12 protein-coding genes and 1 tRNA gene are annotated in these 14968 nt (G+C 42.7%); 12 read left to right on the forward strand and 1 reads right to left on the reverse strand.

The genetic code is table 11. The annotated features are described in order from the left end of the window. The 12 genes from FTU79_RS01700 to FTU79_RS01755 all read left to right on the forward strand — a co-directional run. Positions 1-815: elongation factor Tu (locus FTU79_RS01700; protein ID WP_180048777.1), on the forward strand; the 815-nt coding region annotated here is incomplete at its 5' end. 55 nt (positions 816-870) lie between these two features. Next, positions 871-946, forward strand: a tRNA-Trp gene (locus tag FTU79_RS01705). A gap of 76 nt (positions 947-1022) precedes the next feature. Next, positions 1023-1463: a preprotein translocase subunit SecE gene (secE, locus tag FTU79_RS01710; RefSeq protein WP_078189832.1), complete on the forward strand. Its 441-nt coding sequence runs from the start codon at positions 1023-1025 to the stop codon at positions 1461-1463. 7 nt (positions 1464-1470) lie between these two features. Further along, the gene (nusG, locus tag FTU79_RS01715; RefSeq protein WP_078189831.1) at positions 1471-2004 is read left to right on the forward strand and encodes a transcription termination/antitermination protein NusG; all 534 of its coding nucleotides are present in this window, start codon (positions 1471-1473) and stop codon (positions 2002-2004) included. Between the two features lie 115 nt (positions 2005-2119). Continuing rightward, entirely contained in the window at positions 2120-2548 is a 429-nt protein-coding gene (gene rplK, locus FTU79_RS01720; RefSeq protein WP_004868049.1) for a 50S ribosomal protein L11, read from the forward strand. A gap of 3 nt (positions 2549-2551) precedes the next feature. Next, on the forward strand, positions 2552-3247 hold the full coding sequence (gene rplA / locus FTU79_RS01725) for a 50S ribosomal protein L1 (protein ID WP_078189830.1): 696 nt from the start codon (positions 2552-2554) through the stop codon (positions 3245-3247). A 301-nt stretch (positions 3248-3548) separates the two neighbouring features. Further along, positions 3549-4055, forward strand: coding sequence for a 50S ribosomal protein L10 (gene rplJ, locus FTU79_RS01730; protein WP_111885844.1), 507 nt, complete (start codon positions 3549-3551; stop codon positions 4053-4055). Between the two features lie 48 nt (positions 4056-4103). Further along, positions 4104-4475: a 50S ribosomal protein L7/L12 gene (gene rplL / locus FTU79_RS01735; RefSeq protein ID WP_078189828.1), complete on the forward strand. Its 372-nt coding sequence runs from the start codon at positions 4104-4106 to the stop codon at positions 4473-4475. 303 nt (positions 4476-4778) lie between these two features. Then, positions 4779-8867, forward strand: a complete 4089-nt coding sequence (rpoB, locus tag FTU79_RS01740; RefSeq protein WP_180007035.1) for a DNA-directed RNA polymerase subunit beta — start codon at positions 4779-4781, stop codon at positions 8865-8867. Between the two features lie 140 nt (positions 8868-9007). Further along, positions 9008-13207 (forward strand): DNA-directed RNA polymerase subunit beta', encoded by a 4200-nt coding sequence (rpoC, locus tag FTU79_RS01745; protein ID WP_180007037.1) that lies wholly within the window; start codon positions 9008-9010, stop codon positions 13205-13207. A 159-nt stretch (positions 13208-13366) separates the two neighbouring features. Beyond that, positions 13367-13909 carry a hypothetical protein gene (locus tag FTU79_RS01750; RefSeq protein ID WP_180048778.1) on the forward strand — a complete coding sequence of 181 codons (543 nt, stop codon included), beginning with the start codon at positions 13367-13369 and terminating at the stop codon, positions 13907-13909. Positions 13910-14038: 129 nt separating this feature from the next. Then, on the forward strand, positions 14039-14395 hold the full coding sequence (locus FTU79_RS01755; RefSeq protein WP_078192840.1) for a DNA transfer protein p32: 357 nt from the start codon (positions 14039-14041) through the stop codon (positions 14393-14395). A 50-nt stretch (positions 14396-14445) separates the two neighbouring features. Here the strand turns inward: FTU79_RS01755 and FTU79_RS01760 are convergent, their stop codons facing one another. After that, positions 14446-14928 carry a DUF4442 domain-containing protein gene (locus tag FTU79_RS01760; protein ID WP_180048779.1) on the reverse strand — a complete coding sequence of 161 codons (483 nt, stop codon included), beginning with the start codon at positions 14926-14928 and terminating at the stop codon, positions 14446-14448. Positions 14929-14968: the final 40 nt, after the last annotated feature.

Here is a 14968-nt window from a genome sequence, read left to right on the forward strand (position 1 = left end):
TAGGTGTACCTTACATCGTTGTATTCTTAAACAAATGCGACCTTGTTGACGACGAAGAGCTTCTTGAATTAGTAGAAATGGAAGTTCGTGAACTTCTTTCTACTTATGACTTCCCAGGCGACGACACCCCAGTAATCCGTGGTTCTGCTCTTGCAGCGCTTAATGGTGAAGCTGGTCAATATGGCGAAGACGCAGTAGTTGCTCTTGTTGAAGCTCTTGACTCTTACATTCCAGAGCCAGAACGTGCTATCGACCTTGCATTCCTTATGCCAATCGAAGATGTATTCTCAATTTCAGGTCGTGGTACAGTAGTAACTGGCCGTGTTGAAACTGGTATCGTGAAAGTAGGCGAAGAAGTTGAAATCGTTGGTATTAAAGATACAGTTAAAACAACTGTAACTGGCGTAGAAATGTTCCGTAAACTTCTTGACGAAGGTCGTGCGGGCGAGAACTGTGGTGTTCTTCTACGTGGTACTAAACGTGAAGACGTTCAACGTGGTCAAGTATTGGCTAAACCAGGTACAATCAAACCGCATACTAAATTCGACGCAGAAGTATACGTACTTTCTAAAGACGAAGGTGGTCGTCATACTCCATTCCTTAACGGTTACCGTCCACAGTTCTACTTCCGTACAACTGACGTAACTGGTGCGATCGCGCTTAAAGAAGGCGTTGAAATGGTTATGCCTGGTGACAACGTGGAAATGTCAGTAGAATTAATCCACCCAATCGCAATGGACGCTGGCTTACGCTTCGCGATCCGTGAAGGTGGCCGTACAGTTGGTGCGGGTGTTGTTTCTAAAGTAACTGCATAATATAATACAGTTATCTTTGTACAGATCGAGAGTTTCGACTCTCGATTTGCTCTGCAGGTCAGTAGTTCAATTGGTAGAGCGTCGGTCTCCAAAACCGAATGTTGGGGGTTCGAGTCCCTCCTGGCCTGCCAAATTTTTTTAAAAAGAAGCTTGATGCTGGCTCAACTGGTCATATAATAAGTCGCGAATCCTACGACGAGTACAAAAATGTCGAATGATAAATCGCGTGACGCATTAAGCGACGCGCCAATTCCTCAAAGAAATAATCCTGCTGAAGTTGTTAATTCTGGTTCCCCTTTAGACTATGTTCTGTGGGTTATCGCGTTGATTTTACTCGGTAGTTCTATGATGGTGAATCAACATTTGCCAGCATACTGGGCACCAGCGAATGATGTTTGGGTCCGTGTTGGGGTAATTTTGGCTTGTATCATCGTGGCTTTAGGTTTATTATACGCCACCCATCAAGGCAAAGGCTTTGTTCGATTGTTGAAAGATGCTCGAATTGAGTTACGTCGAGTGACTTGGCCAACCAAGCAAGAGACCATGACCACATCTTGGCAGGTACTTGCGGTAGTCTTAGTGGCATCTATTTTATTATGGTGCTTTGACTATGCTTTGAGCTGGTTAATGAAGTTTATTATCGGGTAAGAGAGCTATGAAACGTTGGTACATTATTCATGCCTATTCTGGTTATGAAAAACAAGTGTTACGCTCACTTAATGATCGAATCCAGCGTAGCGCTGTAGCCGATAGCTTTGGTGAAGTCCTTGTCCCTACTGAAGAAGTAGTGGAAATGAAGGATGGTAAGAAACGTAAATCTGAGCGTAAATTCTTTCCCGGCTATGTGTTAGTCGAGATGGAAATGAATGATGAAACTTGGCACATTGTTAAAGAATGTCCAAAAGTATTAGGTTTCATCGGTGGTACTGCAGAAAAGCCTGCACCAATTACGCAAAAAGAAGCTGATGCGATTCTTGCACGTGTACGCAATACTGGCGAAGCACCTCGTCCTAAGACGATGTTTGAACCAGGTGAAGAATTACTCGTAATTGACGGTCCATTCACCGATTTTAAAGGCGTGGTGGAAGAAGTTCTATACGATAAGTCACGTTTAACGTTGACGATTAATGTATTTAATCGACCAACTCAGGTTGAGCTGGAATTTCGCCAAGTCGAAAAATCGGTTTAATTTAACTTGGTTGATAAACGCCCGATTTGTTATGAGTCGGGCATTGTTGTTGTAACGGTATCGTTACTTAAATGTATGGGGAGCCTAGCGGCGTTAGTACCCAGAGGTAATTGAAATGGCTAAGAAGATTGACGGCTATATCAAGCTGCAAGTTCCAGCTGGTAAAGCAAATCCATCTCCACCGATTGGTCCTGCACTAGGTCAACGTGGTGTTAACATCATGGCATTCTGTAAAGAATTTAATGCTGCGACACAAAAAGTTGAAGCTGGTCTTCCAATTCCAGTAGTGATCACTGTGTACAACGACAAGTCGTTCACATTCATCATGAAAACTCCTCCTGCTGCGATTCTTCTTAAGAAAGCTGCGGGCATCCAAAAGGGTTCAGCTGTACCTAACAAAACTAAAGTTGGTAAGTTGACTCGCGCTCAATTAGAAGAAATTGCGACTACTAAAGAACCAGATCTTACTGGTGCTGATTTAGACGCACGTGTACGTACCATTGCTGGTTCTGCGCGTTCTATGGGCTTGGAAGTGGAGCTATAAGACATGGCTAAATTAACTAAACGTCAAAAAGCCATTGTTGCTGCTGTTGAAGCTAACAAAGTTTACACTTTGGAAGAAGCAGTTGCAGTTCTTAACGGCCTTCCAGCAGTAAAATTCAAAGAATCTTTGGATGTTGCTGTAAACCTAGGTGTTGATCCTCGTAAATCTGACCAAGTTGTTCGTGGCGCGACTACACTTCCTGCAGGTACTGGTAAAACTGTACGTGTAGCTGTGTTTGCTCAAGGCGCTGCTGCTGAAGCTGCTAAAGCTGAAGGCGCGGACGTTGTTGGTTTTGATGATCTTGCTGAAAGCATCCAAGCGGGTAACCTTGACTTTGACGTAGTAATTGCAGCTCCGGATGCAATGCGCGTTGTTGGTAAGTTAGGTACGATTCTTGGTCCACGTGGCTTAATGCCAAACCCTAAAGTGGGTACTGTAACTCCTGACGTAGCTTCTGCTGTTAAAAATGCGAAAGCTGGTCAAGCACGTTACCGTGTAGACAAAGCAGGTATCATCCACGCTGCGATCGGTCAAGTAGGTTTCACTGCTGAAGCTGTTCGTTCAAACGTTGAAGCTCTTGTAGCAGACCTTAAGAAAGCAAAACCTGCTACTTCTAAAGGTGTTTACATCCAAAAGATCACTCTAAGCTCTACTATGGGTCCTGGTCTTGTTGTTGATGTGGCAAACGTTTCTAAATAAGTTTCGACTTATTACAGAATTTTAAAGCCCTGAGTAATATTTGAAGCACCGCTTTAAATATTACGCAAGAAACGTTCCGTCGTATATTGCGTGATTCAGGCAAACTTTGAATTGATAAATTTAGATTTATCAGCGTCAAAGACCTCAGGCGAGGGGAGTTTTATGCTTTCTTCTTAATAGCCCAGCCTGAGTAGACGCGGTGGTGTGATTTGTTCCTCCTCCGCGTGTTGGTTCAGTGATGAGCTAACGAATTGGGAGTGCATCTGTATAGGTGCATAAATCACCGTTAGGAGGTTTTACAATGGCTCTTCTTATCGAAGGCAAAAAACAGATCGTAGCTGAAGTAACTGAAGTTGCTTCTACTGCGTATGCTGCTGTTGTTGCTGACTATCAAGGTTTAACTGTTGAGCAATTAACTGCTCTACGTGTTGAAGCTCGTAAACTAGGTGTTGCTACTCGTGTAGTTCGTAACACTTTGGCTAAACGTGCTCTTCAAGATACTCAATTCAATATCTTGAGCGACAACCTTGTTGGCCCAACAATCTTAGCTTTCTCAACTTCTGAAGACGACATGGGCGCAGCTGCTCGTTTGTTCGAAGAATTTGCTAAAACTAATAAAGCATTTGAACTTAAAGCTGCTGCATTTGACGGTAAAGTTTATCAAGGTGCTGAAGTTAGCGTTATCGCGAACCTTCCAAACCAAGAGAAAGCGCTTACTATGCTTGCAAACGTTCTTCAAGCTCCTATTTCGAAATTGGGTCGCCTTATTACTGCGCTCAAAGAGAAAAACGAGTCAGAAGCTGCTTAAGCTTAAATCAATTTACACACCATTCAATACCCATTTGGAGTTACTCTCATGGCTTTAACAAACGAAGAAATCTTAAACGCAGTTGCTGAAAAAACTGTTCTTGAACTTGTTGAACTTATTTCTGCTTTCGAAGAAAAATTCAACGTATCTGCTGCTGCTGTAGCAGTTGCTGCTGCTCCTGGCGCTGCTGGTGCTGCTGCTGAAGAACAATCAGAATTCAACGTTGAGTTGACTTCTTTCGGTGCTAACAAAGTTGCTGTAATTAAAGCAGTTCGTGAAGCTACTGGCCTTGGTCTTAAAGAAGCTAAAGATCTTGTTGAAAGCGCTCCTTCAGTTCTTAAAGAAGGCGTTTCTAAAGAAGAAGGCGAAGAACTTAAGAAAAAACTTGAAGAAGCTGGTGCTACAGTTACACTTAAGTAATCTTAAGGGGAGTCGATTTTTTTATAATCGGCTCCAAAAAATGGCTGGTGGCCCTTGGGTCATCAGCCTTTTTGCGTTACAATAATCGGCTCGATTTTTGTTTGCATGATATAAAAATCATACAAATTAAAAATAATTTATAAAACCAAACGCTTACCAATATTTTTCAGTAAAAAATATTGTTAAGCGTTTTAATACCACTAAAAATTGCAGCATTTGTGAAAGTGGTGGCCATATCGGCCTGCGTAATTCCTTCTAAGTTCGTTCTGCAGGCGGACTTAGTTTACTTTCCGAGGACTCCAGATGGCATACTCATATACCGAAAAGAAACGGATCCGTAAGAATTTTGGTAAATTGCCCAAGGTAATGGATGTTCCGTACTTGCTCGCGATTCAAGTCGACTCGTACCGAACTTTCCTTCAAGACGGCAAAACTCCAAAAAACCGCGAAGATATCGGTCTCCAAGCCGCATTTCGTTCAGTTTTTCCTATTGAAAGTTATTCTGGCAATGCTGCTTTAGAATTTGTTGAGTATAGTCTTGGTAAGCCTGAATTTGATGTGCGCGAATGTATTCTTCGTGGCTCAACTTATGCGGCGCCAATGCGTGTAAAAATTCGTCTGATCATTAAAGATCGCGAAACTAAAACAATCAAAGATGTGCGTGAGCAAGAAGTCTACATGGGTGAAATGCCACTTATGACAGACAACGGTACCTTTGTGATCAATGGTACTGAGCGTGTAATCGTATCTCAATTACACCGTTCACCAGGTGTATTCTTTGATCACGATAAAGGCAAAACTCACTCTAGCGGTAAAGTTCTTTATTCTGCTCGTATCATTCCTTACCGTGGTTCATGGTTAGACTTTGAATTCGATGCAAAAGATCTTGTATATGTTCGTATTGACCGTCGTCGTAAATTACTTGCGACTGTTGTGCTTCGTGCCTTGGGTTATAATAACGAACAAATCCTAGACATGTTCTACGAAAAAGTACCTGTATATCTTGATATGGGTAGCTATCAAATTGACTTGGTTCCAGAACGTCTACGTGGCGAAATGGCACAGTTTGATATCGTGGGTACAGACGGTAAAACAATTGTTGAACAAGGTAAACGTATTAACGCGCGCCATGTTCGTCAAATGGAAGCAGCAGGTCTTGAAAAACTTTCTGTTCCTGATGAATACCTATATGAACGTATCGTTGCTGAAGATGTAACGTTACGTGATGGCGAAGTTGTTGCGGCAAATACCGTACTTAGCCATGAAATTATGGTGAAATTGGCTGAGGGCGGCGTTAAGCAATTCAACGTACTTTATACCAATGACATCGACCGTGGTCCATTCATTGCGGACTCTTTACGTGCAGATACTACAACTGGTCGTGAAGAAGCACTTGTAGAAATCTACAAAGTGATGCGTCCGGGTGAGCCACCAACAAAAGAAGCTGCTGAAAACTTATTCAATAACTTGTTCTTCTCTTCTGAACGTTATGACTTATCACCAGTAGGTCGTATGAAGTTCAACCGTCGTTTGGGTCGTCCTTACGAAGTGGGTACGGATCAGAAGTCTCGTGAAGTTGAAGGTATTCTTTCAAACGAAGACATCACTGATGTATTGAAAACATTAGTTGAAATCCGTAACGGTAAAGGTGAAGTCGACGATATCGATCACTTGGGTAACCGTCGTGTTCGTTCTGTTGGTGAAATGACAGAAAACCAATTCCGTGTTGGTCTAGTTCGTGTTGAACGTGCTGTTAAAGAACGTTTATCTCAAGCTGAAACTGATAACTTGTCTCCGCAAGATTTAATCAATGCGAAACCAGTTGCTGCTGCAATCAAAGAATTCTTTGGTTCAAGCCAGTTGTCTCAGTTCATGGACCAAAACAACCCGTTGTCTGAAATTACACACAAACGTCGTGTATCAGCATTGGGCCCAGGTGGTTTGACTCGTGAGCGTGCGGGCTTCGAAGTACGTGACGTACATCAAACTCACTACGGTCGTGTATGTCCAATTGAGACTCCTGAAGGTCCAAACATTGGTTTGATTAACTCATTGTCTGTATACGCTAAATGTAACAGCTTCGGTTTCTTGGAAACTCCATACCGTAAAGTTGTTGATGGTCGTGTAACGGATGATGTTGAATACCTTTCTGCGATTGAAGAAGTAGGTACTGTGATTGCACAGGCCGATTCTGGTATCGATAAAGACGGTAACTTAACTGAAGAATTCGTATCTGTACGTCACCAAGGTGAATTCGTACGTATTCCACCAGAAAAAGTAACGCATATGGATGTATCTGCTCAGCAGGTGGTATCTGTAGCGGCATCACTTATTCCGTTCCTTGAACACGATGATGCCAACCGTGCATTGATGGGTTCAAACATGCAGCGTCAGGCTGTTCCTACATTACGTGCTGACAAACCGCTTGTTGGTACAGGTATGGAAGCAAACGTAGCGCATGACTCGGGTGTGTGTGTACTTGCGAAACGTGGTGGTCGTATTGAATTCGTTGATGCTTCTCGTGTCGTTATTCGTGTAAACGAAGAAGAGATGGTGGCAGGCGAAGCAGGTGTAGATATCTACAACCTGATCAAATACACACGTTCGAACCAAAATACATGTATCAACCAAAACGTTGTTGTACGTTTAGGTGATAAAGTTGCACGTGGTGACGTTCTTGCTGATGGTCCATCAACAGATGGCGGTGAATTGGCATTGGGTCAAAACATGCGTGTAGCGTTCATGACTTGGAACGGTTACAACTACGAAGACTCGATCTTATTATCAGAGCGTGTACTTCAAGAAGATCGTTTAACGTCTATACACATCCAAGAGCTTTCATGTGTTGCACGTGATACCAAATTGGGTGCTGAAGAAATTACAGCGGATATCCCGAACGTGGGTGAAGCTGCACTTTCTAAATTGGATGAATCAGGTATCGTTTATATCGGTGCTGAAGTAACTGCTGGTGACATTCTTGTAGGTAAAGTAACGCCTAAAGGTGAAACTCAGTTAACTCCGGAAGAAAAATTGCTTCGCGCAATCTTCGGTGAAAAAGCGGCTGACGTAAAAGACTCTTCATTACGTGTATCTTCATCTGTGAAAGGTACTGTAATTGACGTTCAAGTATTTACACGTGACGGTCTTGAAAAAGACGAACGTGCTCAAGCAATTGAGAAAGCACAACTTGATGCTTACCGTAAAGACTTGAAAGAAGAATACAAAATCTTCGAAGAAGCGGCTCGTGAACGTATTGTTCGTCTATTGAAAGGTCAAGAATCTAACGGTGGCGGTACAACTAAACGCGGTGACAAATTAACTGAAGAGTTATTGTCTGGTCTTGAGTTGGTTGATCTTATTGAAATCCAACCAGTTGACGAAGCGATTGCTGAGCGTTTAACTCAAATTCAAGTGTTCTTGAAAGAGAAGAGCCTTGAAATTGACGAAAAATTTGCAGAGAAAAAACGCAAACTTTCTACAGGTGATGAACTAACAACTGGCGTATTGAAAGTTGTTAAAGTTTACTTGGCTGTAAAACGTCGCATCCAACCGGGTGATAAAATGGCGGGTCGTCACGGTAACAAAGGTGTTGTATCAAACATCTTGCCTGTAGAAGACATGCCACACGATGCAAACGGTGTTCCAGTTGATGTTGTACTTAACCCACTGGGTGTACCATCACGTATGAACGTGGGTCAGATTCTTGAAACTCACTTAGGTATGGCAGCTAAAGGTCTTGGCGATCAAATCGACAAGATGATGAAAGAGCAACGTACTGTACTTGAGCTTCGTGATTTCTTAGACAAGATTTACAACAAAGTTGGTGGCGAACAAGAAGATCTTGATAGCTTGACTGATGAAGAAATCTTGGTGCTTTCAGGTAACTTGCGTAAAGGTGTTCCTTTAGCAACACCAGTATTTGATGGTGCTGAAGAATCACAAATTAAAGAATTGTTAGAACTTGGTGGCATTTCACGTACTGGTCAAACAGTATTGTATGATGGTCGTACAGGTGAACGTTTTGACCGTCCAGTAACTGTAGGTTACATGTACATGTTGAAACTGAACCACTTGGTTGACGACAAGATGCATGCGCGTTCTACTGGTTCTTACTCTCTAGTAACTCAACAGCCGCTTGGTGGTAAAGCACAATTCGGTGGTCAGCGTTTCGGTGAGATGGAAGTATGGGCACTCGAAGCTTACGGTGCAGCATACACACTTCAAGAAATGCTTACTGTGAAGTCGGATGACGTTGAAGGTCGTACCCGTATCTATAAGAACATTGTAGATGGTAACCATTACATGGACCCAGGTATGCCTGAATCGTTCAACGTATTGACCAAAGAGATCCGTTCTTTAGGTATCAACATTGAACTGAAAAATGGTGACTAATTAGCTCCATTGAATCTCCCTTGCGAAGCAGTGCTTCTCACCTCTTTAATCAAGAGGAGCAAGGGGGATTTCTCAGTTAAAAAACAATATTTGTGACCCAGTTGTGAAGTGAAAATCTCCACAACACACGGAGAAAAAAATTGAAAGACTTGCTCGATATCATGCGCAAAAAGACGGATTCAGACGGTCATGCTCCTGTAGAGTTTGATCGCATCCGTATTGGTCTTGCGTCACCAGAAATGATTAAGTCGTGGTCTCATGGTGAAGTTAAAAAGCCTGAAACCATTAACTACCGTACGTTCAAACCTGAACGTGATGGTTTATTCTGTGCCAAAATCTTTGGTCCAGTAAAAGATTACGAATGCTTGTGTGGTAAATACAAGCGTATGAAATACAAAGGCGTCATTTGTGAAAAATGTGGCGTTGAAGTAACAACTGCAAAAGTACGTCGTGAGCGTATGGGTCATATTGACCTTGCTTCTCCAGTTGCGCATATTTGGTTCTTAAAATCACTTCCTAGCCGTATCGGTCTGCTTTTAGACATGACTTTACGTGATATCGAACGTGTATTGTATTTCGAATCATACGTTGTAACTGACCCAGGTATGACTCCACTTGAGAAATACCAACTTCTAAACGATGAAGAATACTTCACGGCTTTAGAAGAACATGGTGATGAATTCACTGCGAAAATGGGTGCAGAAGCAGTTCAAGATTTGTTGAAAGACATCGATCTTGAAGCTGAAATTTCACGTCTTCGTGAAGAAATTCCAAATACAACTTCAGAAACGAAGCTTAAAAAAGCCTCTAAACGTCTGAAATTGATGGAAGCGTTCAAAGAGTCGAACAACAAGCCAGAATGGATGGTGATGAATGTACTTCCAGTACTTCCACCTGATCTTCGTCCGTTGGTTCCTCTAGAAGGTGGTCGTTTTGCGACTTCTGACTTGAACGATCTTTACCGTCGTGTAATCAACCGTAACAACCGTTTAAAACGTCTTCTAGACCTTGCAGCACCAGACATTATCGTACGTAACGAAAAACGTATGTTACAAGAGTCTGTAGATGCATTGCTTGATAACGGTCGTCGTGGTCGCGCAATTACCGGTTCGAACAAACGTCCTCTTAAATCTTTGGCAGACATGATCAAAGGTAAACAAGGTCGTTTCCGTCAAAACTTATTGGGTAAACGTGTCGATTACTCTGGTCGTTCGGTAATTACTGTAGGTCCGACTTTACGTCTGCACCAATGTGGTCTTCCGAAAAAAATGGCGCTTGAATTATTCAAACCATTCATTTTCGCGAAACTACAAGCGTCTGGCCAAGCGACAACCATTAAAGCTGCGAAAAAAATGGTTGAGCGTGAAACTCCAGAAGTTTGGGATGTACTTGCTCACGTAATTCGTCAACATCCAGTGATGTTGAACCGTGCGCCTACACTTCACCGTTTGGGTCTTCAAGCATTTGAACCAACCCTGATTGAAGGTAAAGCAATCCGTCTTCATCCGTTAGTTTGTGCGGCATTTAACGCCGACTTCGACGGTGACCAAATGGCGGTACACGTACCATTAACACTTGAAGCTCAGTTAGAAGCTCGTGCGTTAATGATGTCAACAAACAACATTCTTTCTCCTGCGAACGGTGAGCCAATCATCGTACCTTCTCAGGACGTTGTCTTAGGCTTGTACTACATCACTCGTGATGCGATCAATGCCAAAGGTGAAGGCATGGTGTTTGCGGATACTGACGAAGTAAACCGTGCACTTGCAACAGGTCAAGTTGATTTACACGCTCGCGTAAAAGCACGTGTACACCAAACTGTCATTGACGAAAATGGTAACCGTGAACAACAAACCATTGTTGTAGACACAACTCCAGGTCGTTGTTTACTTTGGGAAGTTGTACCTGAAGGTATGGATTTCCAACAAATCAACGTTGAGATGACTAAAAAGAACATCTCTAAATTGATCAACTCTTGCTACCGTAAATTAGGTCTAAAAGATACTGTTATCTTCGCTGACCAATTGATGTACTTGGGCTTCCGTCAAGCGACTCACTCAGGTGTGTCTGTTGGTATGGAAGACATGTTGATTCCGCCACAAAAACAAGCAATTATCGAAAAAGCTGAAGTTGAAGTTCGCGAAATTGAACAACAATTTGAACAAGGTTTCGTAACTGCCGGCGAACGTTATAACAAAGTTGTCGATATTTGGGCGCGTACAAACGACCAAGTAGCGAAAGCGATGATGGACAACTTATCTTTCACTACTGTTAAAAACAAACAGGGTGAAGACGAGAAACAAAAATCATTCAACTCGATCTATATGATGTCTGACTCAGGTGCCCGTGGTTCGGCAGCTCAGATTCGTCAGTTAGCGGGTATGCGTGGTTTGATGGCGAAACCAGATGGTTCGATCATTGAAACACCAATTAAAGCAAACTTCCGTGAAGGTTTGACTGTACTTCAGTACTTCATTTCAACACACGGTGCACGTAAAGGTTTGGCCGATACTGCATTGAAAACTGCGAACTCAGGTTACTTGACTCGTCGTTTGGTTGACGTTGCACAAGACTTGGTAATTACTGAGCCAGATTGTGGTACTTTCGACGGTCTTGTAATGACTCCGTTCATTCAAGGTGGCGATGTCATCGAGAACTTAGGTACTCGAGTATTGGGTCGCGTACTTGCTGAAGATGCGAAGAAACCAGGTTCGGATGATGTGATTCTTCCACGTAATACTTTAATCGACGAAAAACTTGCAAACTACTTAGAAGAGCAAGGTGTCGATGAAGTGAAAGTACGTTCAGTTGTAAACTGTGAATCTACTTTCGGTGTATGTGCGAAATGTTACGGTCGTGACCTTGCTCGCGGTCACTTGGTGAATCCAGGTGAATCTGTGGGTGTAATGGCTGCTCAATCAATTGGTGAGCCAGGTACACAGTTAACAATGCGTACGTTCCACGTAGGTGGTGCTGCGAGCCGAACTTCTGCTGCTAACAGCGTACAAGTTCGTAACAAAGGTACAGTACGTTTCCACAATGTGAAAACAGTACAACACGCTAAAGGTCACTTGGTATCAACTTCACGTTCAGGTGAAATCGGTATCGCAGATGACATCGGTCGTGAACGCGAACGTTACAAAATTCCATACGGTGCTTCAATCATCATTAAAGATGGCGAAGCTGTGGAAGCTGGCGGTATCGTAGCGACTTGGGATCCGCATACACATCCACTTGTTACCGAAGTTGCAGGTAAAGTGCGTTTCAGCCAAATCGCTGATGGCGTAACTGTGACATCGAAAACTGATGATGCAACAGGTATGACTACAATCGAAATCTTACCAGTGACTTCACGTCCTGCGTCAGGTAAAGATATGCGTCCAGCGGTTGTATTGGATACAACTGATGGTGGCGAACAGTTCTACTTCTTGCCACAAAATACGATTCTGACTGTTCGTGATGGCGAAACAATTGGTGTCGGTGACGTAATTGGTCGTGTACCACAAGAATCTTCACGTACTCGTGATATTACCGGTGGTCTTCCACGCGTAGCTGACTTGTTCGAAGCACGTAAACCGAAAGAACACGCGATCCTTGCTGAAATTTCAGGTATCGTAAGCTTCGGTAAAGAGACCAAAGGTAAGAACCGTCTTGTGATTACTCCGGATGATGGCTCTGAGATTTACGAAGAGCTAATTCCGAAATGGCGTACGATTAACGTGTTCGAAGGCGAGCATGTGAACCGTGGTGAAACCATTTCTGATGGTCCGCAAAACCCACACGACATCTTACGTTTGAAAGGCGAAGTTGCACTGACAAACTACATCGTGAACGAAGTTCAGGACGTATACCGTCTGCAAGGTGTAAAAATCAACGACAAGCATATTGAAGTGATCGTACGTCAAATGCTTCGTAAAGTTGAAATCACTGACGGTGGTGATACAAGCTTCATCAAAGGCGAGCAAGTGGAATACATCCGCGTTGTTCAAGAAAACCAAGCTGTGGCAGCTCAGAACAAGTTTCCAGCGAAGTTTGAACGTCAATTGATGGGTATTACCAAAGCGTCGCTTTCTACTGACTCGTTCATTTCTGCTGCATCGTTCCAGGAAACAACTCGTGTGTTAACTGAAGCTGCTGTAACAGGTAAAGAAGATGAATTACGTGGTCTGAAAGAAAACGTAGTTGTAGGTCGTCTGATCCCAGCGGGTACAGGTTTGGCTTACCACTTAGAACGTCGTCGTCAGGAGTCTGAAGCTGCAGAGCTTGAGCTTCACAATGATTTCTCTGATGTAGATCAAGCATTAAGCCAAGCATTTAGCGATGAATTTAACGGTCTTTAATTAGCCCTTAAATTATTCAAAAAAGCCACCTTTGGGTGGCTTTTTTTATGCGGATGAATTGAAAATTAAAGCTTTCCTAATGTTGATTTATTTCCTATAGTAAAAATAGAACATAACAAATCTCTTGATTTTTAAACTTAAACATAACGGGGTCTTTTGATGAAATTCGCACAGCAATTATTCGCAGTTTCTGCATTATTCAGCTCATTGACAGCGATTGCTGCACCTATGCCCAATTCGATTGTGGTAGAAGATAAAGCTGTAGTTCCAGTACTAAAAACAGAAGTGATTCGCCGTGTTGCAGGTCAAGAACCTGTACGCCAAGTAACTGCAACAGTGTTAGAAATGACCAATAAAGGTCAGGATATCGTGGCACGTGAAATTGAACTTTCAGATCACCAAAGTGATTTTTCTGAAAAGAAATTATCGATTCCAGTAGTACAACGTGGTGGTGTCATCATCCCGACTTCTAAAATTGAAACCAAGACTACGGTGAAGCAGGACGGTCAGATTATTCGTCAAAACACCAATATTGATGCAGAGGGTGTAGAGTTTAAGAAAGGGCAGGAACCGATTAAACGCACGCTAAAACTAGATCAGGCAACAGATCCAGAAAGCAAAGCCAAACTCTCTCATGCTGTGCTGACTGAAAATGGTGAAACCACAAAAGATTTGATGATTTTGGATGAAAACCCTGAGTAATTCGTAAGCGATTAGGCGTGGTTTTTACAAAATGCAGCATTTATGCTCCAAGCCGTAACAAGCTATGTTTAATTGTTTCATACAATGGTTTTAGAATCATAGGTATTGAAGAAGACAAGGAACATCACAATGAAAAAAGTAATGAGCGTATGTGCAGTCGCGATGATGTCGACCCTAATGCTTGCTGGTTGTGAAAGCATGTCGCCCAATGAACAACGTATTGGTGCTGCAGCTTTAGGTGGTGCCATAGGTGGTGGTGTGGGTAATAATGTCGGTGGTGGTGTAGGTGCAGCCGTTGGTGGTGGTGCTGGTGCAGCTGTCGGTAGTAAAACTCAAAACGGTTCAAACCGAAATGCTACATATAGTGGTGTAGGTGGTGCGATTGGTTCTGCAGTCGGCAAAAGTATCTTTGGTGGTAACACCGGTGCTGCGATTGGTGGTGCAATCGGTGGTGGCGCAGGTGCTGCAATTGAGCAAAATCGCTAATCCAATCCGCTAAAATTGAATGAAAAGGCGCTTAAAGATAAGCGCCTTTTTTATTTGCGTGGACGGGGTTGTTTGCGACGAATGTATAGCGTTTTTTGAATTTCAGCGATACGTAAGCCTGCTTCATCAAAAATATTTAAGCTATAGTTCCGTAAAACAGGTGCGTGGTTATCTGCTAAGTTTTTAATATGATTGATTTCATTTGGGGCGAGCTGGATGTCAGCGTATACCGTTCCACGCCCGGGAGATAAAAATTGGATATTTGCCGCTTTGTCCCACACGATATAACGTGAGCCAAGGTGATGCATCAAAATCAACATATAAAATGGGTCAACCATTGAATAAAGACTACCGCCAAAATGTACACCGACGATATTTTGATTTTTACGAGTTAATGGCATTTTGACGCGAATGTGATAATTGGCGAGATCAATTTTATCAATCGAAATGCCAGCACCTTTATAAGGGGCATAATGATTGAGTAAGAATTTAGAGACAATAGGCATTGTCATTATTTTCTGGATTATGCTCATACTGGGTCAATTTTTTTTTATGCTGAACTTTGCATACTAA

Source organism: Acinetobacter sp. YH12144, from assembly GCF_013418345.1.
Classification (GTDB): Bacteria; Pseudomonadota; Gammaproteobacteria; order Pseudomonadales; family Moraxellaceae; genus Acinetobacter; species Acinetobacter amyesii.

What these genes read in the sequence shown, in the direction of transcription:
- FTU79_RS01750 (WP_180048778.1), top strand. Translation starts at nt 13,367, where the DNA reads ATGAAATTCGCACAGCAATTATTCGCAGTTTCTGCATTATTCAGCTCA.
- rplJ (WP_111885844.1), top strand. Translation starts at nt 3,549, where the DNA reads ATGGCTCTTCTTATCGAAGGCAAAAAACAGATCGTAGCTGAAGTAACT.
- nusG (WP_078189831.1), top strand. Translation starts at nt 1,471, where the DNA reads ATGAAACGTTGGTACATTATTCATGCCTATTCTGGTTATGAAAAACAA.
- rplL (WP_078189828.1), top strand. Translation starts at nt 4,104, where the DNA reads ATGGCTTTAACAAACGAAGAAATCTTAAACGCAGTTGCTGAAAAAACT.
- rplK (WP_004868049.1), top strand. Translation starts at nt 2,120, where the DNA reads ATGGCTAAGAAGATTGACGGCTATATCAAGCTGCAAGTTCCAGCTGGT.
- rplA (WP_078189830.1), top strand. Translation starts at nt 2,552, where the DNA reads ATGGCTAAATTAACTAAACGTCAAAAAGCCATTGTTGCTGCTGTTGAA.
- secE (WP_078189832.1), top strand. Translation starts at nt 1,023, where the DNA reads ATGTCGAATGATAAATCGCGTGACGCATTAAGCGACGCGCCAATTCCT.
- FTU79_RS01755 (WP_078192840.1), top strand. Translation starts at nt 14,039, where the DNA reads ATGAAAAAAGTAATGAGCGTATGTGCAGTCGCGATGATGTCGACCCTA.
- FTU79_RS01760 (WP_180048779.1), bottom strand. Translation starts at nt 14,928, where the DNA reads ATGAGCATAATCCAGAAAATAATGACAATGCCTATTGTCTCTAAATTC.
- rpoB (WP_180007035.1), top strand. Translation starts at nt 4,779, where the DNA reads ATGGCATACTCATATACCGAAAAGAAACGGATCCGTAAGAATTTTGGT.